Annotated in this window: 26 protein-coding genes and 3 pseudogenes; 8 read left to right on the forward strand and 21 right to left on the reverse strand. The window is 49.8% G+C overall.

All coding sequences use genetic code 11. The features are described from left to right. Window positions 1-35: 35 nt before the first annotated feature. Window positions 36-1,259, forward strand: coding sequence for a GAF domain-containing protein (locus HUN05_03720; protein WDP84366.1), 1,224 nt, complete (start codon window positions 36-38; stop codon window positions 1,257-1,259). A 31-nt stretch (window positions 1,260-1,290) separates the two neighbouring features. On the opposite strand, the gene HUN05_03725 is transcribed toward HUN05_03720, so the two are convergent. The 12 genes and pseudogenes from HUN05_03725 to HUN05_03780 all read right to left on the reverse strand — a co-directional run bounded on the left by HUN05_03725 (window position 1,291) and on the right by HUN05_03780 (window position 7,520). Continuing rightward, a complete protein-coding gene (locus HUN05_03725; GenBank protein ID WDP84367.1) occupies window positions 1,291-1,563 on the reverse strand; it encodes a hypothetical protein in 273 nt (90 codons plus the stop codon). A gap of 144 nt (window positions 1,564-1,707) precedes the next feature. Then, window positions 1,708-2,472, reverse strand: coding sequence for a hypothetical protein (locus HUN05_03730; GenBank protein ID WDP84368.1), 765 nt, complete (start codon window positions 2,470-2,472; stop codon window positions 1,708-1,710). Continuing rightward, complete coding sequence (locus HUN05_03735; GenBank protein WDP84369.1) at window positions 2,450-2,734, reverse strand: hypothetical protein; 285 nt, start codon at window positions 2,732-2,734, stop codon at window positions 2,450-2,452. The genes HUN05_03730 and HUN05_03735 overlap by 23 nt, the downstream gene beginning before the upstream one ends. 5 nt (window positions 2,735-2,739) lie before the next feature. Further along, window positions 2,740-3,039: a hypothetical protein gene (locus HUN05_03740; protein WDP84370.1), complete on the reverse strand. Its 300-nt coding sequence runs from the start codon at window positions 3,037-3,039 to the stop codon at window positions 2,740-2,742. A gap of 10 nt (window positions 3,040-3,049) precedes the next feature. Beyond that, window positions 3,050-3,769 (reverse strand): hypothetical protein, encoded by a 720-nt coding sequence (locus HUN05_03745; protein ID WDP84371.1) that lies wholly within the window; start codon window positions 3,767-3,769, stop codon window positions 3,050-3,052. Continuing rightward, on the reverse strand, window positions 3,766-4,572 hold the full coding sequence (locus HUN05_03750) for an ABC transporter ATP-binding protein (protein ID WDP84372.1): 807 nt from the start codon (window positions 4,570-4,572) through the stop codon (window positions 3,766-3,768). Before HUN05_03750 ends, HUN05_03745 begins: the two co-directional genes overlap by 4 nt. Then, window positions 4,563-5,063: an iron chelate uptake ABC transporter family permease subunit gene (locus HUN05_03755; protein ID WDP84373.1), complete on the reverse strand. Its 501-nt coding sequence runs from the start codon at window positions 5,061-5,063 to the stop codon at window positions 4,563-4,565. The genes HUN05_03750 and HUN05_03755 overlap by 10 nt, the downstream gene beginning before the upstream one ends. 75 nt (window positions 5,064-5,138) lie before the next feature. Beyond that, window positions 5,139-6,194, reverse strand: coding sequence for an ABC transporter substrate-binding protein (locus HUN05_03760; GenBank protein WDP84374.1), 1,056 nt, complete (start codon window positions 6,192-6,194; stop codon window positions 5,139-5,141). Continuing rightward, window positions 6,099-6,365: pseudogene (locus HUN05_03765) on the reverse strand (energy transducer TonB). The gene HUN05_03760 and the pseudogene HUN05_03765 overlap by 96 nt, the downstream one beginning before the upstream one ends. Beyond that, window positions 6,290-6,493, reverse strand: a complete 204-nt coding sequence (locus HUN05_03770) for a hypothetical protein (protein ID WDP84375.1) — start codon at window positions 6,491-6,493, stop codon at window positions 6,290-6,292. The pseudogene HUN05_03765 and the gene HUN05_03770 overlap by 76 nt, the downstream one beginning before the upstream one ends. Before the next feature lie 3 nt (window positions 6,494-6,496). Further along, entirely contained in the window at window positions 6,497-6,904 is a 408-nt protein-coding gene (locus tag HUN05_03775; GenBank protein ID WDP84376.1) for a biopolymer transporter ExbD, read from the reverse strand. Further along, window positions 6,901-7,520 (reverse strand): annotated as a pseudogene (locus HUN05_03780) (MotA/TolQ/ExbB proton channel family protein). Before HUN05_03780 ends, HUN05_03775 begins: the two are co-directional and overlap by 4 nt. Window positions 7,521-7,628: 108 nt before the next feature. On the opposite strand from HUN05_03780, the gene HUN05_03785 reads away from it, so the two are divergent. Both HUN05_03785 and HUN05_03790 read left to right on the forward strand, forming a co-directional pair. Then, entirely contained in the window at window positions 7,629-7,940 is a 312-nt protein-coding gene (locus tag HUN05_03785; protein ID WDP84377.1) for a hypothetical protein, read from the forward strand. Next, window positions 7,937-8,461 (forward strand): IS630 family transposase, encoded by a 525-nt coding sequence (locus HUN05_03790; protein ID WDP84378.1) that lies wholly within the window; start codon window positions 7,937-7,939, stop codon window positions 8,459-8,461. Before HUN05_03785 ends, HUN05_03790 begins: the two co-directional genes overlap by 4 nt. On the opposite strand, the gene HUN05_03795 is transcribed toward HUN05_03790, so the two are convergent. Continuing rightward, window positions 8,445-10,172 carry a hypothetical protein gene (locus HUN05_03795; protein WDP84379.1) on the reverse strand — a complete coding sequence of 576 codons (1,728 nt, stop codon included), beginning with the start codon at window positions 10,170-10,172 and terminating at the stop codon, window positions 8,445-8,447. The genes HUN05_03790 and HUN05_03795 overlap by 17 nt on opposite strands. Before the next feature lie 466 nt (window positions 10,173-10,638). On the opposite strand from HUN05_03795, the gene HUN05_03800 reads away from it, so the two are divergent. Beyond that, entirely contained in the window at window positions 10,639-11,331 is a 693-nt protein-coding gene (locus tag HUN05_03800) for a lysophospholipid acyltransferase family protein (GenBank protein ID WDP84380.1), read from the forward strand. On the opposite strand, the gene HUN05_03805 is transcribed toward HUN05_03800, so the two are convergent. Beyond that, complete coding sequence (locus HUN05_03805) at window positions 11,291-11,869, reverse strand: hypothetical protein (GenBank protein WDP84381.1); 579 nt, start codon at window positions 11,867-11,869, stop codon at window positions 11,291-11,293. The genes HUN05_03800 and HUN05_03805 overlap by 41 nt on opposite strands. A gap of 93 nt (window positions 11,870-11,962) precedes the next feature. Between HUN05_03805 and HUN05_03810 the strand changes: the two genes are divergently transcribed. After that, window positions 11,963-12,145 carry a hypothetical protein gene (locus tag HUN05_03810; protein ID WDP84382.1) on the forward strand — a complete coding sequence of 61 codons (183 nt, stop codon included), beginning with the start codon at window positions 11,963-11,965 and terminating at the stop codon, window positions 12,143-12,145. Between the two features lie 56 nt (window positions 12,146-12,201). After that, window positions 12,202-12,801 (forward strand): hypothetical protein, encoded by a 600-nt coding sequence (locus tag HUN05_03815; protein ID WDP84383.1) that lies wholly within the window; start codon window positions 12,202-12,204, stop codon window positions 12,799-12,801. A 105-nt stretch (window positions 12,802-12,906) separates the two neighbouring features. Here HUN05_03815 and HUN05_03820 read toward each other — a convergent pair whose 3' ends face one another. Beyond that, window positions 12,907-14,118 (reverse strand): IS256 family transposase, encoded by a 1,212-nt coding sequence (locus tag HUN05_03820; protein ID WDP84384.1) that lies wholly within the window; start codon window positions 14,116-14,118, stop codon window positions 12,907-12,909. 133 nt (window positions 14,119-14,251) lie between these two features. Here HUN05_03820 and HUN05_03825 point away from each other — a divergent pair, with 133 nt between their 5' ends. After that, entirely contained in the window at window positions 14,252-14,821 is a 570-nt protein-coding gene (locus HUN05_03825) for a hypothetical protein (protein WDP84385.1), read from the forward strand. Here HUN05_03825 and HUN05_03830 read toward each other — a convergent pair. From HUN05_03830 to HUN05_03850, 5 genes and pseudogenes are all read right to left on the reverse strand, one after another. After that, window positions 14,736-15,140, reverse strand: a complete 405-nt coding sequence (locus HUN05_03830) for an ABC transporter substrate-binding protein (protein ID WDP84386.1) — start codon at window positions 15,138-15,140, stop codon at window positions 14,736-14,738. The two genes, HUN05_03825 and HUN05_03830, sit on opposite strands and share 86 nt — an antisense overlap. 54 nt (window positions 15,141-15,194) lie before the next feature. Beyond that, window positions 15,195-16,071, reverse strand: a pseudogene (locus tag HUN05_03835) (branched-chain amino acid ABC transporter permease). Between the two features lie 63 nt (window positions 16,072-16,134). Continuing rightward, window positions 16,135-17,184, reverse strand: a complete 1,050-nt coding sequence (locus tag HUN05_03840; protein ID WDP84387.1) for a branched-chain amino acid ABC transporter permease — start codon at window positions 17,182-17,184, stop codon at window positions 16,135-16,137. Between the two features lie 301 nt (window positions 17,185-17,485). Then, a complete protein-coding gene (locus HUN05_03845) occupies window positions 17,486-18,541 on the reverse strand; it encodes a M48 family metallopeptidase (protein WDP84388.1) in 1,056 nt (351 codons plus the stop codon). Next, window positions 18,541-19,584, reverse strand: coding sequence for a DUF898 domain-containing protein (locus HUN05_03850; GenBank protein ID WDP87911.1), 1,044 nt, complete (start codon window positions 19,582-19,584; stop codon window positions 18,541-18,543). The genes HUN05_03845 and HUN05_03850 overlap by 1 nt, the downstream gene beginning before the upstream one ends. A gap of 195 nt (window positions 19,585-19,779) precedes the next feature. Here HUN05_03850 and rlmN point away from each other — a divergent pair, with 195 nt between their 5' ends. Then, the gene (rlmN, locus tag HUN05_03855) at window positions 19,780-20,820 is read left to right on the forward strand and encodes a 23S rRNA (adenine(2503)-C(2))-methyltransferase RlmN (protein ID WDP84389.1); all 1,041 of its coding nucleotides are present in this window, start codon (window positions 19,780-19,782) and stop codon (window positions 20,818-20,820) included. A 27-nt stretch (window positions 20,821-20,847) separates the two neighbouring features. On the opposite strand, the gene HUN05_03860 is transcribed toward rlmN, so the two are convergent. Continuing rightward, window positions 20,848-21,777, reverse strand: a complete 930-nt coding sequence (locus HUN05_03860) for a glyoxylate/hydroxypyruvate reductase A (GenBank protein WDP84390.1) — start codon at window positions 21,775-21,777, stop codon at window positions 20,848-20,850. Between the last annotated feature and the right edge of the window lie 58 nt (window positions 21,778-21,835).

Below are 21,835 nucleotides of genomic sequence, written 5' to 3' on the forward strand. Positions count from 1 at the left end.
GGGGGCGGGCTCATCACAGCGTTTATAAGATTGGATTGAATACACAAATGGCCATGGACGAAAATAAGTCTGGAAACAGAGCGCAGCAGCGGAGTCTGGAAAAGACCCTTGCCGTTCTTTTTGAAATATCCAATGCAGTCTCCCATACCCGAAATTTAGAAGAATTCTATGGTGTTATCCACAAAGCCCTGGACACCATCCTCTGTGTGGATAATTTTTTTATCGCCCTGTATGACCCGGTCAAAGATCTTTTGAAATTTCCCTATTATGTCAATGAAACCTCTTCTCCCCCTTTGGAAATTTCAAATTTCAGCAAGACCCAAACCCTTATCGGCCAAGTGATTCAGACAAGAACCCCCATGATTTTTGATGGAAAAGAGAGTCTGGAAACAGCCTGTGGTCATAACAATGGCCGGCCATTCAAGGTCTGGCTCGGCAGCCCCTTGATTGTAAAAAACCGGGTGATCGGTGTCATGTCCATTCAGGATTATGCCTCGGCCACCGCCTTTCATTCAGGGGATTTAAGCCTGCTCAACTCGGTTTCCCAGCACGTGGCTCTGGCCATTGAGCGAAAAGAGGCGGAAACCCAGATTAAGGACCAGGGACAGATTCTGGAAAAGATTTTGGAATCTTCGCCCGTGGGTATTGCCCTGATTGAGGACCGGCTGTTTAAATGGGTGAACACGGAAATGGTCCGGATGTTCGGATACCGCTCAAAGCAGGAATTTGAGAACCAGAATGTCAAGATGGTTTACGGGGCCAGCCAGGATTTTATACTGGCCGGAAAAACAATCTACCAGGGGATTGCCCCAACCGAAAAAGTGGATTATGAAATTAATATGATAAAACAGGACGGGTCCTTGTTTCCCGTTCATGTCCGGCTCAATTCAACCCGGATCCACAGCCCCCTCTCATGGACCATTGGCACCTTTATTGATATTTCCCAGCGAAGGGCTGCTGAAAAGGAGACCTTTGAGCGGGAACGGCTTCAGGGAGTGCTGGAGATGGCAGGGGCGGTCTGCCATGAAATCAATCAGCCCCTCCAGGCCATTCTCGGATATTCAGAGCTTTTGCTCATGGATCCGTGCTCTCCCAGTTCCAAAAAAAGCCTAAGTTCCATCAAATCCCAGGCCAGCCGGCTGGGAAGCATTACCACCACCCTGGCCAATATTACCCAGTATAAAACCGTGGATTATCCCGGAAATACCAAAATCGTGGATATTTGGGGTGCTGCTCCCAAGACCGGGGCAAAAAGCTAAAGCCGGCCTCTGATCTTCGATTGGAACTGACCTAAGGTGTGTCAGAATCCGTTCTTGCCAGGGTATTCAGAAGCTCTTCCACACGGGACCTCAGACGTCTGTCCGGATCCAGCTGTGCTGACCAATAGTTGAGCACCCACCAGAGGCAATTGAGTTTTTCCTTGTCATCCTGCCACCAGGACGCATATTCCAGAATGGCTTCCGGGGTATTGTCTTCTGTGTTTATCTTGACATACATCCCATGGCACATGGACTGGGTCACAGGCGTTAACCCAAGCGAGGCAACGATGGTTGGGTTGATCACGGCTGCTCCTTGATTTGGTATACACAAGTTAAATTCTCTCTTACCTCACCCCCGGGGCATTGTAAACCCCGGGGGCGGTAAAAAAACAGGTATTTAAAATGCCTGTATAAACTGCCGGGTAAACAAAGAATGGTTACCCCTAGTTTACCTGGTTTTTTTCCACCGGGTAAAGATAATCCCCCCGTTTTTTTTTATATCCTTGAAACAAAGGTCGGCCCGGATGCTGGCAGATACACGGCCTGTGTCCGTTACCACGGACCCGCACAGGTAATCGGCCCCAAACTCAAACAGGGTTGGAGATGCCGGCGTGGTGGGTCCGAGGATGATGATCTTTGCACGGGTGGCCCGGGAAAGGTACCAGGCCATGTGACGGGTGAGCAAGGTGGTGCCGGTGAGGGCAAGAATCTCAAGCCGGGGCAGCACCTCTTCCCATTGGTCCCTGGCAAGGGCCCCTGATACGGGTTTGAGTTCAAAGAGATGAAGGGTACCCACCTTTTGCTTTAGGGCTGATGCAAAGGGGAATTCTCCCACCAGGCCCACGGTTTTGTCTTTTCCCAGCTCGGCAATCAGGTCTTCTGCGGGAAAATTGTCAGGTTCAACCCTGTTTGGATCCGGGGCGTTTCCAGCATTCATGGCCGCAAATCCAAGGGATATGGCCCATAGGGAAGACTGTTTGACAAGGTCGGCCGACTCTTTTACGGGTTTTCCAACAAGGGTCTGGGCCAGGTCTTTTTCGTTTTCTTTGGGCCTGGCGCCGAGAAAGGAGGCAAGCCCCATGCGGCCGCCTGCAATGACCCCGGTGAAGTTTTGTCCCGTGACCACTTCCTGTACAAGGGCTTCGGGTCTGGGCAGGGCTGCGAGCATCTGGTTAACCAGAATCTCTTCCTCATATGCTGAAAAACAGGACATTAAAATAGTTGTGGGTAAAATTAAGAACGACCCCGGGCTGCTCTGAATCAGGGTCAATGACAAAATCGGTGATGGTGGCCTGAAAAAATCCCTCTCTTAAGGGGGAGAGCATGAACACGGGGTGCAGGCTCGGGCGGCCCCCGTCTTTGACCAGGGCAAGGGTGGCCCAGTTGTGGTCAAGCCCGACCCTGTCTCGGGTCATGAGTCCTCTTTGTTGTTTTTTGGATGCCTTGAGCAGGGCCGGATCATCGGAAAAAATCACCTCTTTTACCTGGACCGTATATGGGGTAAAGGAAGAGGTCTGGCCGGGACAAGCTGTCTGGACAGGCAGCAGCAGATTCCGTTGGCCAAAAGGCAGACGGCAATGAGGCCCAGGGCTAAAAACCAGGCCGCGGCCAGAGGATAGTCCTGCCATACCATGGCAAGCCATGTGTACAGGTCCCCATGGTTCAGGGCCTTGAAAATTTCTTTCTGGTTTAGACTCAGCCCTGTGCCCAGGGCCAGGACAAGCACCAGAATCCAGAGAGAATAATAGGTCAGGCGGATGGAACTTAAACGTTGGATCATGGGGGGTCCTTTAATGGAAAAAGATCATATAAATGCCGAAAAGCCCTGGCAGAGCTCCGGTAATACCCTGGATTGCCGGGTGTCTTGGGCCGTCCTTGGGTTTGGGCTGGTGGCAGGCCGCCATGACCAAAAGAAAGAGAATGGAGGCCTTGAAAAATCCATGGCTCCACTGCCAGGAGTCCCCGAGCCAGTTCAGGCACCAGAGGGATCCTGTCCATTCTCCGGCCAGATAGACACAGGCCCCGGCCAGGAGGGTATTTCTTCCGCCGGCCTGATATACTTTTGACCCTGCCATGGCAAAGGTCAGGTATTGGGTGGTTCCGTGGAGTAAAACGCTGACCCCTAGAAGCCTGAAGTTGAAAAAAAGGATCACCCAGAGATTGGCATACATATAATAATCCGGGTTGAACTCCATGGGTTTTCCCCATTGAAGTGCCAGTACCCCAAGGGCGGTCAGGGCTGAGGCCAGGTAAAAAAGGCCTGGCTTTTGGGGCTTTTTTCCAAAGATCAGGGCCAGGGTGCCCCCAAGGGCGGCAATGAAGATTGAGGCTTCAAAAGGGCCGTACAAAGGGGGGCGGCCCGCCCGGACAATGACAAAGACAACCCCTGCCCAGGCCGCCAGGGTTCTGAGTACCAGGGCAAGGATATGGATCCGGGTCATTTTGCCCAAAAGGGCGGCAAGTTCAAGAGAGACCAGAATCAGAGCGGTATAATATAAAGTTTCAGTCATAGTGATCCTTTTATCAGGGCATCGGGGAAAAAAAGGTCTTTGGTCTTATTTAAGGCCAGAGCTGAGACCGGGATATTGTACAAAGCTGAAATGTTTTCAGAGGTCATGACCCGGGCGGTTCTGCCCTGGGCCAGAATGGTTCCCTGGCGGATCATCACCACCTGGTCGGCAAACAGGGCCACAAGGTTTTGATCGTGCATGGAGGCCAGAATGCTGATCCCCCTGGAACGGCAAAGCGTTTTTATTTTAGAGAGAAGATGGAATTGGTTGTTGAAATCCAGGTGGTTGCAGGGTTCATCCAAAAGCAAAAGATCTGATGCCTGGATCAATGCCCGGGCCAGGAGGGTGATTTGTTTTTCCCCCCCTGAAATGCGGTTAAAGGCTTTGTCTGCCAAATGGCCGGCATTGAGATGGTCAAGGGCCTGGGCGGCAAGATCATAGTCTTTTGGGCCGGGGCGCTGGGCCAGGCCCAGGAAAGGGGCTCTTCCCATGACCACAACATCCAGGACCTTAAAGGGGAAAATATCCAATTGTTCCTGGGGCACCAGGCTGACCTGCCGGGCAATCTGGCCCGGCCTCATATCATGGATGTTTTTCACCTGGATTTTCACCTGGCCTGATTCCGAAACAAGGGTCTGGTTCAGACAATGGATCAGGGTGGTTTTGCCGGAGCCGTTCCTGCCCAGGATTGCGCAGAAGATTCCAGGGTCAACCTTCAAGGAGATATTTTTGAATATTGAGGTGCCTGCATAGGAAAAGCAAAGGTCCTGGCATTCCAGAACCGGTGTCCGGGTTAAATCCATCCGGCCCCCCTGTTTTTGTACAATAAAAATCCAAATACCGGGGCGCCTGCCAGGGCCGTGATAATGCCCACGGGAATTTCAGAGGTGGTCATGGATCTGGCTGCGGTATCGGCCAGAACCAGGGCAATGGCACCCAAAAGGGCCGTGACCGGAATCATGCGTTCATGCTTTGGTCCGGCTATGCTCCTGGCCATGTGGGGAATGATAAGACCGATCCAGGCAATCTGCCCGCAGGCAGAGACAATGGCCGCCACCACCAGGGAGCTGACCAGAATGAACAGCCGTCTGTGGGGTTTGGGAACCAAGCCTAAAGATTGGGACTGGATATCCCCCAGGGAGAGAATGTTGAGTCTGAACCCCATGGCCATGACCATGACCAGGCCCAGTCCTGTCACAAGCCGGGTAAATCCAGGGTCTTTTACGGGCCCGCTTCTTTTTTGGGAAAGGGCGTTGGCAGGTGGTTTTTTCATTTTAATAATTGACCTGGTCATCAAGCCTTCCCCCCATCTGGGTCAGGCTTTTGCCGAAAAGGCTGAGAAAAAAATCATCGGCCCGGTCCAGGGGGTCTATGCCGATAAATTGTTCTGGATATGCCTTTTGGGCCAGCCAGAGGGTGGCCAGCACAGAGAGGGGAGAGGGAAAGTCCCAGGGTGCCAGGGAAGAGGGGCATCGGAAAACCGACCCTGAAGACACGGCTGAGACCCGGTCCAGGGGGGGGGGGGCATATTCAATCCTTTGAGTTCGGTTTCGGCCATATGGCTGGACAATACAATGATATTCGGGTTCCACCTGACCAGCTGTTCCGGTGAGATTCTCTGGAAATATCCTTCAAGGCCGCCTGCAACATTGATAATGCTGGCCCGTTTAAAAATTTTGTGCTGGAGCATGGCGCCTGTGGCTGTGGAGTAAAAGCCCATGGGAGAGGCGAAATATCCGGTTTTTTTCATCAAGGGATCCAGGCGGGCAATTCTCTGGTCTGTTATGCCGAGGATCTTGTCCATCTCCTGGGCAGCGGCCCTGCTTTTATCGTAAGTCCCCGTGGCTTTTCCCATGATATCCATGGCTGTTTTGATGCTGTCAAAGGTCTCGGGCACAATGACAATGGCGGGAATACCCAGGGTGTTCAGGCGGTCTGCCAGAACCCGTCCGTTTTTTTGGGAGAAGAGAATTACCAGGTCAGGAGCCAGTCCCACAAGGGTTTCCATGTTGATCCCTGTGGCTTTTTGTCCTACCCCGATGATTTTTCGGGTACCCGGATAAATCGCCTGGAGCAGAGGACTTTTTCTTGAGGAGTTGTCCATGCCGCAGATTTTTTGTTCAAGGCCCAGGCAATAGGCCATGATGGTGGCCGGCTTAAAGGTGGTGACAATGGTGGTGACAATGGTGGTGACATTTTCAGGGATTTCAACCCGGCGTCCGACCATGTCCTTGAGAATGGTCTTTGCCTCTGCCGGAACCTGTGCAAAGATTAAGGATGCGATCCAAAACAAGAGGATCAGGCCCATGACTGATGACCGGGGCCTGCCGGGGCCAGGGACGTGTAAGGCCTTTTTAACGGCTTCCATGGCGGCCTGGTTAAGCTTGGGGCTTCTGGAGGGGGTCACCACCTTGAGGGCGGTCATGGAACCGTCATTGTTCAGGATGAACTCTACCTTGACCCTTCCCTCGATATGCCTTGCCCGGGCTGATTCAGGATAGATCTTAACACTGTGGATCCTCAGGTTGAGCAGGTCAAAGTATTCCTTGGCCGTGGTAAAAACAATGCCTTCATGAACAGGGCCTGCATGGACAATTCAATATAGGAGACCGCCCGGCTCTGGTAAATCCCGGTCAAATGGAGCACAATGACCAGATGGATGCCAATGGAGACCAGGATAAAGCCCCTGAGGAGCCAGTTGGGGTTTTGAAGAATGCCGGCCAAAGGTTACAGCCCTTTTTCCGTGGCCAGACAGAGCCGTGCAGCTCCGGCTGCCTTGGCAATGTCCATGACCTGCACGGCCTTGTTCAGGATCACGGTCTTGTCAGCCTTGATGACGACCAATTGGTCGGGCTGCCCATTGATCCGTGTTTTGATCTGAGTGAACAGGGCCGCCATGGGAACAGGTTTTTTCTCCATATAGGCCTGGCCTGTTTTGTCCACGAACACCGTGATTTCGCGCCGGACCTGGGGGGCTGATGCCTTGGCATTGGGCAGCTTGATCTTGATACCCTCTTCCACAATAAAATTGGTGGTCAGCATAAAATAGATGAGCAGCAAAAACACAATGTCGATCAGGGAGGTTAAGGGGGCCTGGATCTGGTAGGGCTGAGCTTTTTTTGCAAACAGCTTCATATTGACCTGCCGTTGTTCTGGGCCAGGGCTGGGAGGAAGCGGACAGACCCGTCCTGGATCCGGGCCTGGTAATCATCCACCCGGGCCAGAAGATAGGAATGGGCCACCATGGTGGGCAGGGCTACGGCAAGGCCTAATGCCGTAGTCAGCATGGCCTCCCATATGCCTCCGGCCAGGACGGCGGCATTGACCTGTCCTCCCATCTCCTGGATGACCATAAAGGCTTTGATCATGCCCATGATGTTGCCCAGCAGCCCGAGCAGGGGGGCAATATTCCCGATGGTGGCCAGGGTCTGGAGATAGGCGGACAGATCCCTGACCTCCTGGTCCGTTGCATTGGCCATGACAATTTCAAGGGTTTCCCGGTCCAGGTCCCTGGCCACCAGGGCTGTGGCCAGCACCCGGCCCATGGGAGAGTTGCTTCTTTTGATGCGTCCAGGGCCTGGTCCATTTCACCCTTGATGACAAGTTTTGCCACCTTTTTTTCGATATTCTTTCCCCGGGACCGGTTCACGGCGTATCGGATGAGCCGTTCAAAAAAGATGGCCAGCACCAGGATTGAACAGAAGAGAATGGGGATCACCAGGATCCCGCCCTTTGATAAGAATTCCAGCATGATTATCCTCCTGGATCATCCCCCGGTTAAGGAAGATGCCTTGTTTGTATCTATATATCAGAGCAAACAATTACTTGAACAAGGATTTATACAACTTATATTTTCCCCATGAGATATTCATCAGATTTACGCAAACGCGTTATAGATTTTGTAGAAAATGGAGGAAGCAAGACGGAAGCTGCCAGTCAGTTTAATGTATCCCGTGGAAGTGTTCACAACTGGACGTCTGCCGAAGATGGTTTGTCATACAAGAAACCCGGTCCAAAAGGACCACGAAGTTTGGATCTGGAAGCTTTGCGCCTCCATGTGGAGACAAATGATGACATGACACAATCGGAAAGGGCGCAGCATTTCGGAGTATCCCGTGCCTGTATCTGGTATAATATGAAACAACTCGGAATCACTCGAAAAAAAAGATGACGGGATACAGGGAGCGAAGCGACAGCAAAAGAAAGGCATATCTTCGTCTTCGTGAACGTTATGTACGTCGTTGCAAAACGTTTGTTTATGTTGATGAAAGCGGCTTTTCGCCTTATACAACCCGTCGCTATGGATATGCTCTCAAAGGGCAGCGTGTTCATGGTTTGATTGCAGGAACAAAGCACCCTCGAACGTCTTTGATTGCTGCCCGCATCGAATATAGTTTTGAAGAACCATTTTTGTTTCAGGGAACATGCAATGCGGATATCTTTAATGCTTGGATCGAACACCAGTTGAGTCCACATCTGAACGATAATCATGTCGTTGTGATGGATAACGCATCCTTCCACAAGGGCGAAGAAACCAAATATTTGATCGAAAGAACTGGTGCAGCTCTTTTGTTTTTGCCCCCGTATTCACCGGATCTCAATCCGATTGAACACGATTTTGCGGCCCTAAAAACCATCCGTGAATACAATGAAAACGAAACGATTGATGAAATTATCAGGATGTATAAATAATTATCGGCATTGCTATAAAATCGGGACGCCCGTCAAAATCAAGGTCTTTTTCCCGTTTGACCAAAGTTTCGTTTTCATCATAGGTTTCCCAGAGGTCGGGTTGACCGTCCTGGTTGCTATCCTCTTCCACCCGGGTCACCATACCCTTGGCATAAAAATACCAGGTATCTGTTTTTCCGTCCCCGTTCAGGTCCTCTTCTGCCCGCTCCGGGGTATCTTTTTGGTTGTAAAACCAGGTCAAGCTGGCGTTTTTTGTCCTGATTTCCACCTGTTTTTCAAGAGCGCCTGACAGGGTATAGTATTCGATGAGATCTATTTTTCCGTCCAGGTCTTCATCTGTTCGTTTGACCCGGATCACCTGACCGGTATAGCAGGTGCAAATGTCAGGGTGGTGATCCCGGTTAAAGTCCTGGGTGGTCACCAAGGTCCATTGGGGGTCATCGTAAACCTGGCAGGTTTCAAAATACCCGTTAAAATCCGAATCCCGGGTCAACCGTTTTTTCACGGCACCCGGTCCGTAAAAGACCTTCAGGTCTGTTTTTCCGTCACCGTTTTCATCCCTTTCCAACCGTTCCAGGCCATTGTTTTTGTAAAACTGCCACATGTCCGGCCTGCCGTTGAAGTTGGTATCATCCGCCAGTTTTTCCCTGGCCCCGGTGGCAGAAAAGAAAATTGTCTGGTCCATGACCTTGTCCTGGTTTTTATCGGTAAAGCTTTGGCGAACCTGTCCCTCTTTCACCAGGGATTGGGTTTCAAACACCCCGTTCTGGTCATGATCCAAAAGGATAACTCTCAGGTCGCCCTCGGTAAAATGACGGATCTTGTCTATTTTGCCGGTGTGCTGAGTATCTTCCTGGATTTTTTTGATCCGGCCTTTGGCGTCAAACACCGTAAAAAAATCGAATTTCCCGTCATGGTTGGTATCTTTTTCCTGGAAGGCAATGACCCCGTTTTCAAATCGGGTGTGGGTATCAAAGGCGCCATTGAAATTATGGTCTGTTTTCTGAAAATCAGGCCTCCCGTTTTTAAACCAGGTGATTTCATCCGTCTGGCTGTCATGGTTTTTATCCTGATTCCGGGTCTTGATCATCCCCTGTTCAAAAAGGATGATTTCTTCGTACCTCTCCTTGTCAAAGGGCTGCTTCATCTGTTTGGCCATCTGTCCCTTGCCGTCAAACAAGAGGATCTCCTCTCGTATACCGTTTTCATCCTCATCTTTTTCCCGGCGCACAGGCATCTGATTTTTATACCAGGTAAAGAGATTGGGGGTTTTGTTGGCATCAAGATCCTGGGTACTATGGGTGAGGCGCCCCGCTTTAAAATAGTATAGGGTGTCAAATTGTTCATCGCCTGTGGTATCTTTTTTCATGAGGCAGACCTGTTCTTGGGCGTCAAACAAGGATATCTGAACCCGCTTGCCTTTGGGGGAAAACCGCTCCTGGCGGATCAGTTTTCCCTTTTGAAAATAATCTTTGCAGTCCATCTGGCAATCATTGTCCAAATCCCTTGTCACGAGGACTGGGCGGCCTTTTTCATAGACCTGGACCTGTTCGCTGAAACCATCATGGTTCATATCGGTTTCCACCCTGAGAAGAATCCCCTGGCTGTTGTAAGTCAGGACCTGGTCGTTTATCTTGTCATTGTCCAGATCTTTTTGAACCTGCCGGGCAAAAAGGGGGGGGGCAGGAAAGGCAGATAAGTATGAATACAAGGGCCGGCCCGGCAAGAGAGTACAAACCACTGAATTTTTGAGAAAAGCGCTGTCCAGGTCTCATGATCTATTTTCTTTTTGGGTCATATCCAGCCACAGGTATATGATTTTTGGTCTGTTTTGTCAAGAATAGCCAGATATTTAAAATGAGTTTTTGCCAAGCATAACCAAAACAAACCAATACGGAGTTTGTATTGTGACTGAGTTTACCTGGGCGGACAGAAGACCACCATTGATTGCCCTTTCTTGCCAGGCCACCAGGCGGTACCATATTGCGGCGCCAAACGAGCAACCAAAGAGGTGTACAAGTCGCAGTGAGGCGCAAACCAAGGCAACGAAAAAGGTGGTTCTGTCTGGTGGATCTGGGACGTGGTTTGACAATTTACCGGTCATGATCTAAGTAGTTTCAGGGGAGTTTTATCCTGAAAAACAGGGCAAAGAGCCTAAAATTAAATAAAGGAGCGTCATGGCCCACTCATTCAAGCAGAGAACCAAAGCCGCTATCATCGGGTATTCAGCCGCCTGGCTGGCCCGCCTATGGTTTGCCACCGTGAGGATAACCATTATCAACCCAAAGGTTTATAATGACCATTTTAAGCAGGTTGGCATTCCCCATCACGTGGTGGGTTCGTCCTGGCATCGGCATTCCATTTTTTTGTTTTATTTTTTTCGAAATCTCGGGGACCGGCTGATTATGATCAGCCGGAGTCTGGACGGAGAGATGACAGCGGCCATTGCCCGGCAGTTTGGTTATACCCCGGTAAGGGGATCCTCCTCCAAGGGTGGCGGTCAGGCCCTTCAGCAGATGATTGAGGTCATGAACAAGGGGGATAAAACATATCTTTGCGGCACTGCCGTAGACGGCCCCCAGGGCCCGCCACGGAAATTGAAAAAAGGCATGGTGGCCCTGGCCGCCCAGACCGGGGCGTTGTTTGTGCCCATGGCCTGTTCCGGAAACCGGGTCATCACCTTTTCCAAGGCCTGGGACAAAACCATACTTCCTAAACCGTTCAGCCGCATGGTCATCGGCTTTGGCGAGCCCGTGGCCATACCTCAGAAGATCGGCGGCGACCAGCTCAACCTCCTGTGCCAGGATCTGGAAGACCGGCTCAACCGGCTCACAGACCGGGTGGATCGTCTCTGTGGGTACACTGCCTGAGCCTGGTTTTTCCCTGCAGATACCAGATCAGGGCAAAGAGTGCCAGGCCGGCAAGGTGGACAAGAATGAGTCCCGGCCATAGCATGACTGTGCCTGCGGCCAGGAGCAGGGCCCGGGTCAAAAGGGAGAGTTTTGTTTTGATATGGCCCTGGAGCCCGCAGGCTAGGGACAAGAGCCCGACCAAAGCAAAGGCGAAAATTTCCAGTTTTACCGCCAGGCTCCCGCTTAAAATGGCGGTATAGGCAAAGAGCAGCGGAATGATGTAAAGTCCTTTGGCAATTTTCCAGGAGGCCAGGCCCGTGGTCATGGGTGGGGTTTTGGCAATGGCTGCCGCAGTAAACCCGCACAAGCAGACCGGCGGTGTCACGTTGGAATCCTGGCTGAGCCAGAAAATGATCATGTGGGCGGACAATAGCGCATAGGTCAGACTGGGTCCAGGCAGAACCAGTTCCCTGACGCAGGATTTGAGTTCCAATGGCAGCAGGGCCATAAGGGTTCTGGCTGCGGCCTCGGTCATGGGCTGTCCTAAGGGGCGCATTCCCATTTTCCCGGTTTTAAAAAGGCCTGTCTTTTAGAGCAAAAAGAATGATATCCTCTGTTACGCTGAAATGAACATAAATGGATTGTGCTAATGAAGAAAGCTGAAGATTGTAATACTGTTGATGAAGTCCTTGCATGCCTCAAAGAACTGGAAGAAGATCCAAATCGCTTGGTTCGTAACGCTAACGAATTAGAACAGATGGAGCAGGAAATCCTTGAGTATACAAATCGGATAAGCGCCTTTTTTTTAAAAAAAAGATCCAGGCCTCAGTAGATTCCTCTGAACAGGTCGACCAAGAAAAAGAATTGATGTCCAATTGGCCGGGACGGATGAAAAGCGAAGGGCTTGAGACCGTTTGGATTCAGCTTTGTACAGATAGTTCGGTTGATATTCATGTTCGATACTATCGAAGGTCCTGTGACCGCCGAAAAGGAAAAAGATATAAAGGTGCATACGCTGGTTTAATCCTTCTTGGAATCCATGATCGCTGCTCGCCTGCTTTGGCTTCTATGGTGAGTTCTTGGTCAGCCTTATTAAGTTCTTTTGAAGAAGTCCGTCAAGTGCTTTGTGACCGTGGGATGACGTTGGGTATAAAGGTCATCCGCAAACTGACCTATCGGTACGCAGAGCGGGCTCGAGCCGAACAACAAGCGGGCCGAATCCCATTAAATGATGGAGATTTACTTGAAGGGCGGCGAGTCGTTATCAGCACTGATGGTGGCCGCACTCGGCTCAGAGAGAAGAAAAGGGGACCAAAAACCCAAAAGGATAGAACCCGATTTCGTGGGGCATGGCGAGAACCCAAGCTTTTGATCATTTATGTAGTGGACGCCCATGGAAAACAAGAAAAAAGCTTTTCACCAAGGAATGTTCAGAATTCTGTGTCACGGTTTCGGTTCCCGGATCTGCCTCAGCGCCAGCGGAAGTAAAAGTCAGGTCCGAGAATGGGCCTTCAATCAGCCACGTCGGAGGAGTTGACTTTTGCTGGAGTGGAGTTCCTGGAACCATCTTTTCCATCTGTAAATAAATCCCTATCAAATTCCCAGCTCTTTATCCAGCCGGCCTTCAAAGAAAATTGCCAACTGGGAAATTGTCAGTGACCAATTTTGAATCGGCATTGTCCATTTTTTACTGGCGTTCTGGATCCCCATGTAAAGCAGCTTTAACAGGCTGTCCTGGTTCGGGAATGATCCCTTTGTTTTGGTCAGTTTTCGAAACTGTCGATGCACAGCCTCAATGGTATTTGTGGTGTATATTATCCGTCGAATCTCTTCTGGATATTTAAAGAAATGACTGAGGCGTTCCCAGTTGTTCCGCCAGGATTTTATCACAATCGGGTATTTGTCATTCCATTTATTTTCCAAGATATCCAGTTCTTCTTCGGCCAGATCCTTATTGACCGCTTTATAAACACGTTTTAGATCTGCCATAAATTCCTTTTTATTTTTGGAACCAACGTATTTCAATGAATTTCGGATCTGGTGGACTACGCAGAGTTGAACTTCTGTGTCCGGGAATATGGTCTCAATGGCCTCGGGAAAACCTTTTAGACCATCAACACAGGCAATCAGGATATCTTTTACCCCTCGGTTTGAAAGGTCTGTTAACACCTGCAGCCAGAAGTTCGCACCCTCATTCTCGGATATGTACAGCCCAAGAACCTCTTTGCGGCCCTCGATATTCACCCCAAGAATTGTGTAAACGGCTTTGCTGCCGACCTTTCCGTTTTCTCGTACTTTATAATGTATGGCATCAAGCCATACGATTGGGTACACATTTTCCAACGGCCTGGCCTGCCATTCTTTGACGGTATGGATGATTTTATCGGTAATGGTGCTCAGAGTGGCATTTGAAATCTCAAGTCCATAGATTTCCTGTAAATGGGAAGCCATATCATTATAACTCATGCCCAGGCCGTAAAGGGCTATTATCTTTCTTTCAATTTCATCGCTGAGCGTTGTCTGATGTTTTTTGACGATCTGTGGAGAGAAGGTTCCGGCCCTGTCACGCGGGGTTTCCAGCTCAAATTTACCATCCAGGGATTTAATGGTCTTTTTGCTTTTTCCATTACGGCGGTTGGCAGAAACTTCCTGCCCGAGATGGGACTCCAACTCTCCTTCAAGAGCAGCTTCAGCAAGATTTTTGATTAATGATGTAAGGACGCCGCCCTTACCTGTGAAGGGTTTACCTTCCTGGATGCCTTTAAGGGCTTTTTGAAAATCAAATTCGGTGTTTTCTTCGGTCATGTCAGTTCTCCTTATTTAGCTGAGTATATCAGCTTTCATTCAACTGACACAGAATTTTGAACGCCCTCTTTCACCATTTATTGATGGCTGTTTCAATGGACCGGATGGTGTATTCCACTTGTTAAAGGGTTATTTGAACTCCCTTCATATTCAGAACTCAGACAAAATACTGTTTGTTGCAGATGGGGCACATTGGATTTGGAATCGAATCCCCGGACTGCTAAAAGCATTGGGTTTGGCTCCTGAGCGTGTGTATGAACTTCTCGATTTCTACCATGCAGTTGAGCATCTGGGTACAGTAGCAGGCTTAAGGAAGACCTGGTCATCCAAGGAACGCAAACGCTGGGTATTGAAGCAGCGAGGTCTTCTGCTGAAGGGAAAGGCGATTGAGGTGGTACAGGCCGTCCAGAAGCTTTGTAGAGGCAGAAACAGTAAGGCTATCAAGACGGAACGGGATTATTTTGTGCGCAATGAACTGAGGCTTAATTTCTCAACTGTAAAAGCGTTGAACTTACCTATTGGCAGCGGTGCTATTGAAAGTTCGATTCGGAGAGTCGTGAATTTACGTCTTAAAGGTCCATGCATCTTTTGGTATCGGGAGAATGCAGAAAAAATGATTATGCTGCGATCATTTTATAAAGCAGGGCGTTGGAACTGCCTGAAGCAGATGGCAAACATGCACAATCCAGTGCCAGCGGTATAACCGGGAAAATGGGAATGCGCCCGATGCCGGTGTTTTCCTGAAGTTCTTTGACCCCGGCCTTGGTCTTGGCCGGGTTATACCCGTCATCAAACATGTGGTAGACGATCTTTCTGCCGTGGATGCCGCCGTTGGCATTGATCCATTTAAAATAATCCCCGGTGCCCCGGGCCACGGATCCCCAGGCTGCGGCAGGACCTGTCTGGGGTCCCCACTGCCCGATATGGATTTCTTTGTCGGTGACGCCCTCCCCGGCCATTGCCGAAAAACTTGCGCCTGCTAGAAAAACCAGACAGGATAAAATAATCAATCCTTTTTTCATGACATCCTCCTTGTTTTGGGTATGGTTAATGACGGACTCAGATTTTTCCTTTGGCTATACTTTTTTAATGTAATGCTTTGCAAACAGGCCGCTGGGTTTGATGCAGAGCACCAGGACAATGATGGCAAAGGCCACCACCGATTTAAATTCAATGGATATAAAGCCGCCGAAAAGGTTTTCAATGATGCCCAGAAGATAGGCTGCCACCACGGCCCCGGGCAATGAGGTCATCCCTCCCATGACGGCTGCGGCAAATCCTTTGAGCATGGGATCCCACATCATGAACGGATGCATGATGGTGGGCGAGATCATCAGCCCTGCCGTGGTGCCGACCATGGAGGATATCCCCCAGGGCATCGTGAGGACCTTATTGGTTTGGATTCCCATGATTCTTGCTGCCGTGGGATTTTGCTGGCAGACTTTCACGGCCAGGCCCAGCCTTGAAAATTTGAAAAATCCAAATAGAAGGATCATGAGCCCGAGGGCTGAGATCAGGGTCAGGGCTTTGAGTTTGGCAATGAAAATATCTCCGAAAATATAGGAATCATAGGGGCTGATGGGAAAGGGCATGGTTTTTTGTTCTGCACCGAATTTCCAGGAAACAAGGCCTATAATGACCATTTCCAGTCCAATGGTGATGACAATGGTGCCCAGGATATTGGGTTCCTTTGCCCGGCGAAGCACGGCAAATTCCAGGAATGCCCCCAAAAAAGCGGCAAAGGCAAAGGCCAGGGCAAAGGCCAGCCACAGGGGCAGGTTCATGGTGGTCAGCATCATCATGGTAAAAAACGAGGTTGCCAAAGCCATCTCCCCCTGGGCAAAGTTGGGAACTTGTGAGGTTATTGTAAATAATCACCATGGCAAGCCCCATGAGGGCGTAGGAAGAGCCGACTGCAATACCGCTGACAATCATCTGGATGAGATCCACCATTGTTTTTCCTTAAAATATTTTTTGCTGTCTTTATTGAACTCTACCCCGGGCCTGGTTGTTTTGTTAAAAAGGCCAGGTACGCCAGTATCGCTTGGTCCTGAGCCATACCCCGTAAAGTCCCAAAGGCTCGAAGAGCATGATGGCCACCATGATGGATCCGAATACGATATACTGGATATTGGAGACCCCGGTGATGGAAAACCAGGATTTGGACAGGGTTTCCAGCCAGTCCCCCACCAAAGGGATATCCAGAATATTTCTCAGCTTAAGATCCAGCCAGCAGAGCAGGGCCGCGCCGCAGATAGATCCCATCATGGAACCTAAGCCCCCGACCACCACCATGGCCAGGAACATGATGGACATCATCAGGGTGAATATTTCAGGCTCGATAAATTTGAGGACAAAGGCGTAGAGTCCGCCCCCGATTCCTGTGTAAAAGGCAGAGACCGCAAAGGCCAGGGTCTTGTAGTATACGATGTTCACCCCCATGGTCTGGGCGGCGATATCTGCATCACGGATTGCGATAAATGCCCGTCCCACTCGGGTTTTGATCAGATTCCGCATGAGCAGGACAAGGAAAAGGGTGAGGGTGATGAGAAGATAATAGAATTCTTTGTCCGTGTCGATGATCCAGGGTCCCATGACAATATCGGGGGTGTGCAGCCCTTCCCTGCCCCCGAACATTTCTATCCTGCCGATGATCTGGGTGATGGTCAGGCCGAATCCCAGGGTGGCGATGGAAAGATAGGGCCCTTCCAAACGGAGGGCGGGCAGGCCCAGGAGAAACCCGAATCCGGCTGCGGTCAGCCCGGCACAGGGGAGCGCCAGAAAAAAAGGGAAGCCTGCCTTGGACATGAGAATCACGGTGCCGTATGCCCCAATGGCGAAAAATCCCGCATGTCCCAAACTGATCTGACCGGTATATCCCACCAAAAGGTTGAGTCCTGCCGCCACAATGATATTGATGGCAATGTAGTTGGCAACATAGACATAATAATTTGTCACAACAAAGGGAAGACAGAGAAGAAAAACCAGGAGGAGAGCAAACCAGAAAATCACAACAGGAGAGGTGAGCAACTGAACATCTTCGTAATAATTCCGCTTCATATCCATGGGCATATCCTCGTGAACGATGAAAGAACTGAATTGTCGGATGTTAATCAAGTCATATTTTTTTAATGGCCCCTCTGTCAAGTAAAAAGCCAAAATTCATAAAATAATCTGGATTTTTCGTTGGGAATAAGCAGGTTAGGCAGGTGCTGAATCGTATCGGGTGAAAAGTAAATGAAATTTATAAACTGGATGACTCCATGCCACTCGGTTTTTTGGGCTTACCCTTGGGGTGTAAAGACCCGACAGAGGCGTTGCTCCATGGTGTTCAGGCGGAACCGGCAGGGGGCTGCTGGAAATCGGGTCAATGTTGTTCAAGGGGAGTTTCAGCTGACATGATTTGTCTCAAGTTGCTGATGCGCTGGTCAATTCTTGGGTGTGTGGAGATAAAGGAATGCCCGGGCAGGTTTGGATCATGTTGTGTCAGTCGGGTGAGTATCTTTTCAAAGGGGTGAATATCCCATCCGTTTTTTTTGAAGTAGAGTGCCACCCCGGCATCTGCGTCAAGTTCAAATTGTTGTGAATATCCCGATTCCAGCAAAAGGGCAGGCAGGCTGACGGCCAGGCCGGTAATTGATGCCCCGTCTCCTGCCACCAGAGAGATGATGACAAAGAGCCCTGTATTCTGGATAAGGTTTCTCAAGGCATGCCTCTGGGTGACATGGGTGATTTCATGAATGAGAATGCCCTGAATTTCCCGGGTGTTTTCTGCCATGGTCACCAAAGAATCGGTTATAAAAATCGTACCTGAGGGCAGTGCAAACGCATTGGCCCCGATTGCCCTGCTCTGTCCAAAGTGAAGGGAAAATGAAAAATCTGACTCCTTTGTTTCCATATCCCTGACCAGGGCGTTGAAAAGGGTTTGAATCTCCTTGATTTTTTCAGGATCAAGGCCTGAAGGCTTGAGCATTTGTTCTTGGATAAGTGTTTGGGCCTTAAGGCTGGTCTTGTCCAAAATATCCCGGGGCAGTTTGTCAGCAATATGGGTTGCAATCAGGGGAAGTCCCTGGGTAATAAGTCCGGCAATGAGAATGCCAAGTCCCAGCAGGCAGACCAGAACGGTTTTCCATTGGGTTTCAAAAAAATGGATGAGAAAAAAGGTTCGGTTCAGGCCCTGGTCATATTCTATCTGCTGGACAGCCGGGTGGTCTTCTGTTTCAAACCGCTGACCCTGGCTGAATTTTATGATTCGCCGGGTCTGTCCCAATTGGGGCACAAAAAGAGCGTCTTCAATTGGGCAGTCAAGGATAAAATCCGTTTTGCTGTCGGTTTGAACGGTGATCCTGCCTTGATTAAACACCAGGGTTGACGGTCTTGCCCGGGCTGTTTTTCCGTCAAAAAAAAAGCCTTGGAGTTTCATTATAATCCAATTTCAAAATCAAAGAAATCCACGGCAGCATCCCCGACTGCCGTCACCTCTTCTTGGTTTCCGGCTGTAAATTCATCCAGGGACTGGCCGGTTTCAATTGAGAGGGATTCCAGGATATAGCGGGTTCTTCTGATTTTTGCCCAGGGCATCATCAGCCCTAATGAAAAAAGGATGGCCAGGATATTGGTGACTTGGATAAAAACAAGCCGCCCGGTTTTCAGGCGGCTGTTGATAAAAACATGGCCAAGGCGGCTTGAATTCCAGCAGTGATTGGTAATTGTTGAAAAGATATATTGCTGGGAGACAGCACCTGCCAGAATCACCCCCGTGTAACTGGCCAAAATTGAGAGACTTGCCATACTCAGCATTTGAGGGTTTTTAATGGATTGGGATGAGGACATTCCCTCTGTCATAAAGACAAAGGCGATCATGATGCATAGGGGGATCGCAAAGATCAGGATAAATTGAATGGAGGCAAAAATATAGGCTTTGTAGAACACCTTGGAACTGGCCGAGAATTCGTTCATGGTGGACCCGAAGCCTGAATGACCGAAAACCCATTTTTTCCGCTGGTAGATCCAGCGGGGAAAATAGAGCCCAAGGGTCAGGGGGATGACCAGCGGCTTGAGCAGGAACAATTGATAACTCTGTTTCAGGGTGCCCTTGAATGTGAACCGGATATTTCGGTGGGCCGAGTTATGGGTGTAAAATTGTATGGATTTATAGGCCAGAAAGGGAAAAACCATATAAAAGAGGCCGATCAAGACAAAGGCCCATTCAGGGCTGAACTGCTCAGTTACCAGATAGCAGATAAACAAGGCGCCCACGATCAGGTGGCCTTTGAGGATGTTGACAGGGTTGGCAAGATAGTCAAACGGGTGACCTGCAATGGTGGTGTTGGCATAAAAATATTGCCGGGTTCTGACCTTGGCCCAGGCAGCGTATATGCCGCAGGTGATAATGGTTAAAAACAGATTCACAATCCAGATTTTAAAGTATTCTCCGGCAGTGCCTGAAAATTGAATTTCATGGATTTGGCTGGCCCTGGTCTGAAGTCATTGTGGAATCTCCCGTGAACATGGATTAGAGAATGTCACCATCCTCTATCGGTTTTTTGGCCATGGGTCAAGAAAAAAAATTAGCTTAAACAATCCTTTTTTGGGGGTGTACATAAAGGCAGCAGGGTATTTCATGGCCTTTTTCCATGGAAGTATGGTAAAGATAGAGGGATGGAAAGAGAACAGATCAACATATTGGCGTTTTCCCTGGACCGCCTGGTAAAAACTTTTGAAAAAGACTACGCCAAGGGGGCTTACCATGCCCATTCCCTCTACAAAGAGGTATTTAAAAAAGGCAATTTTAAATTTTTATCTGCTCCTGAATTCACCGCTTCTCTCCAATTTGCAAAAGCCCTTAAAGGAAACCTTCTGCTTGATCCGGGAACAGTGATCAAGACCTTTAAGGAAGAGAACCTGACAAAATTTATCACCCAATTGTCAGACGGGCTGAAAATAGAGTCTGTCATCATTCCCATGGCCCGGCACAACACCCTTTGCGTCTCCAGCCAGGTGGGATGCAAAATGGGGTGTGCCTTTTGTGAAACCGCCCGCATGGGATTCAAGCGGAGCCTTTTGGTCTCGGAGATTGTGGGCCAGGTCTTTAATGCCCGCCATGCTCTGGGTCATGATATTAAAAATATTGTGTTCATGGGTATGGGAGAGCCTTTTGATAATTTTGATGCTGTCATGGCTGCGGTGGGGATCATGAACGAGCAAAAAGGGTTTGACATTGCCCTGCGCCATATCACCCTGTCCACTGCCGGCCTTGTGCCGGGCATTGAACGGCTGGGAAAGATGAACCTGCCCGGCATCCGCCTGGCCATCTCTGTTAACGGCTCGGATGATAACATCCGGTCAAGCCTCATGCCGGTGAACAACACCTGGCCCATGGCAGCACTTAAAAACGCCCTGATGAATTATCCCCTTCCCAAACGGGGGGTCTTTTTATTTGAATATATTCTTATCAAAGGGGTGAATGATTCCCCTGCCCATGCAGAGCATCTGGCAGAATTTATTCATCCTCTGCCGGTCCGGCTCAACCTCATCCCCTATAATCCCATTGATGCCTTTGACCATGAGAGCCCCGGTGATGAGGAGATGCACACATTTGCAGACAGCCTGACCCAAAAGGGGATATTTGTGATCAAGCGCTGGAGCAAGGGACGGTCTGTCTCTGCCGGGTGCGGCCAGCTGGGAAAAGATATTCACTGATCTATAATCCATTCTGGCAGGTTCGGGTTAATACCCTTTTTGGGGGTCAACCAAATTTAAAAGGGGGCGGCCCGTTCTCAATCTTTTCAGATTTTCAATGATCTGGGGGGCCACGGATGCGGGATGGGTAAGGCTTGATATGTGGGGGGTGATTTTGATTTTCGGATGGGACCAGAAGGGATGGCCGGGTTCCAGCGGTTCTTTGTCAAAGACATCCAGGCAGGCGCCGGACAATAGCCCCCTGTCCAGGGCCGGTATCAGGGCGTTTTCATCCAGGTGCTTTCCCCGGCCCACATTGATCAGATAGCTTTCCCGAGCGAGTCTGGAAAAGGTTTGGCTGTTTAAGATGCGGCAGGTGGCCTGGGTGAGGGGCAGAAGGCAGATCAATACACGGGTTTGGCTTAAAAATTCGAAAAGCTGTTCTTTTCCGTAAAAACTTGGGATTCCCGGTATTGTGCCGGAACTGTTTTTCCAGCCGGTTACTGAAAATCCGTGGGAGATTAATTGCTGGGCAGCAGCCCTTCCCAATTGTCCAAGGCCCATGATGCCGATGGAAAAGTCTTTTTTGTCCAGAGGGGCAAGGGGGTGCCAGTCCTGATGGGACTGGCGGTTGTGATAAATGTCAAATTGTCTGAAATGGGAGAGCACGGCCAAAAGGATGTATTCAGCCATATCACTGACCAGGCCGCTGTCTATTATGCGGACAAGGGGAATATCCCCGGGCAAATCAGGATCTGAGAGCAGATGGTCCACGCCCGCACCCATGGAGGAGATACATCCAAGGTTGGGATAAAGGGTTAAACATCCCCAAGGATGGGACCAGGTCAATGCCAGCTCAATCTCTTCTCTGGGATGGTCATCGGGCCATACTCGGATTTCAAGTTTTGGATCAGCGTCGTTCAGGGCCCTGATCCAAGGGGCCGGGTCTTTGTCTGGGCAGATAAGGGTCAGTGCCATGGAAGAACTCTTTTGAAATTGTGTGATCTAAGGCAGCCCCGTTTGGGGCTGCCTTAGA

Origin of the sequence: Desulfobacter sp. (assembly GCA_028768545.1) — a bacterium.
Taxonomy (GTDB): Bacteria; Desulfobacterota; Desulfobacteria; order Desulfobacterales; family Desulfobacteraceae; genus Desulfobacter.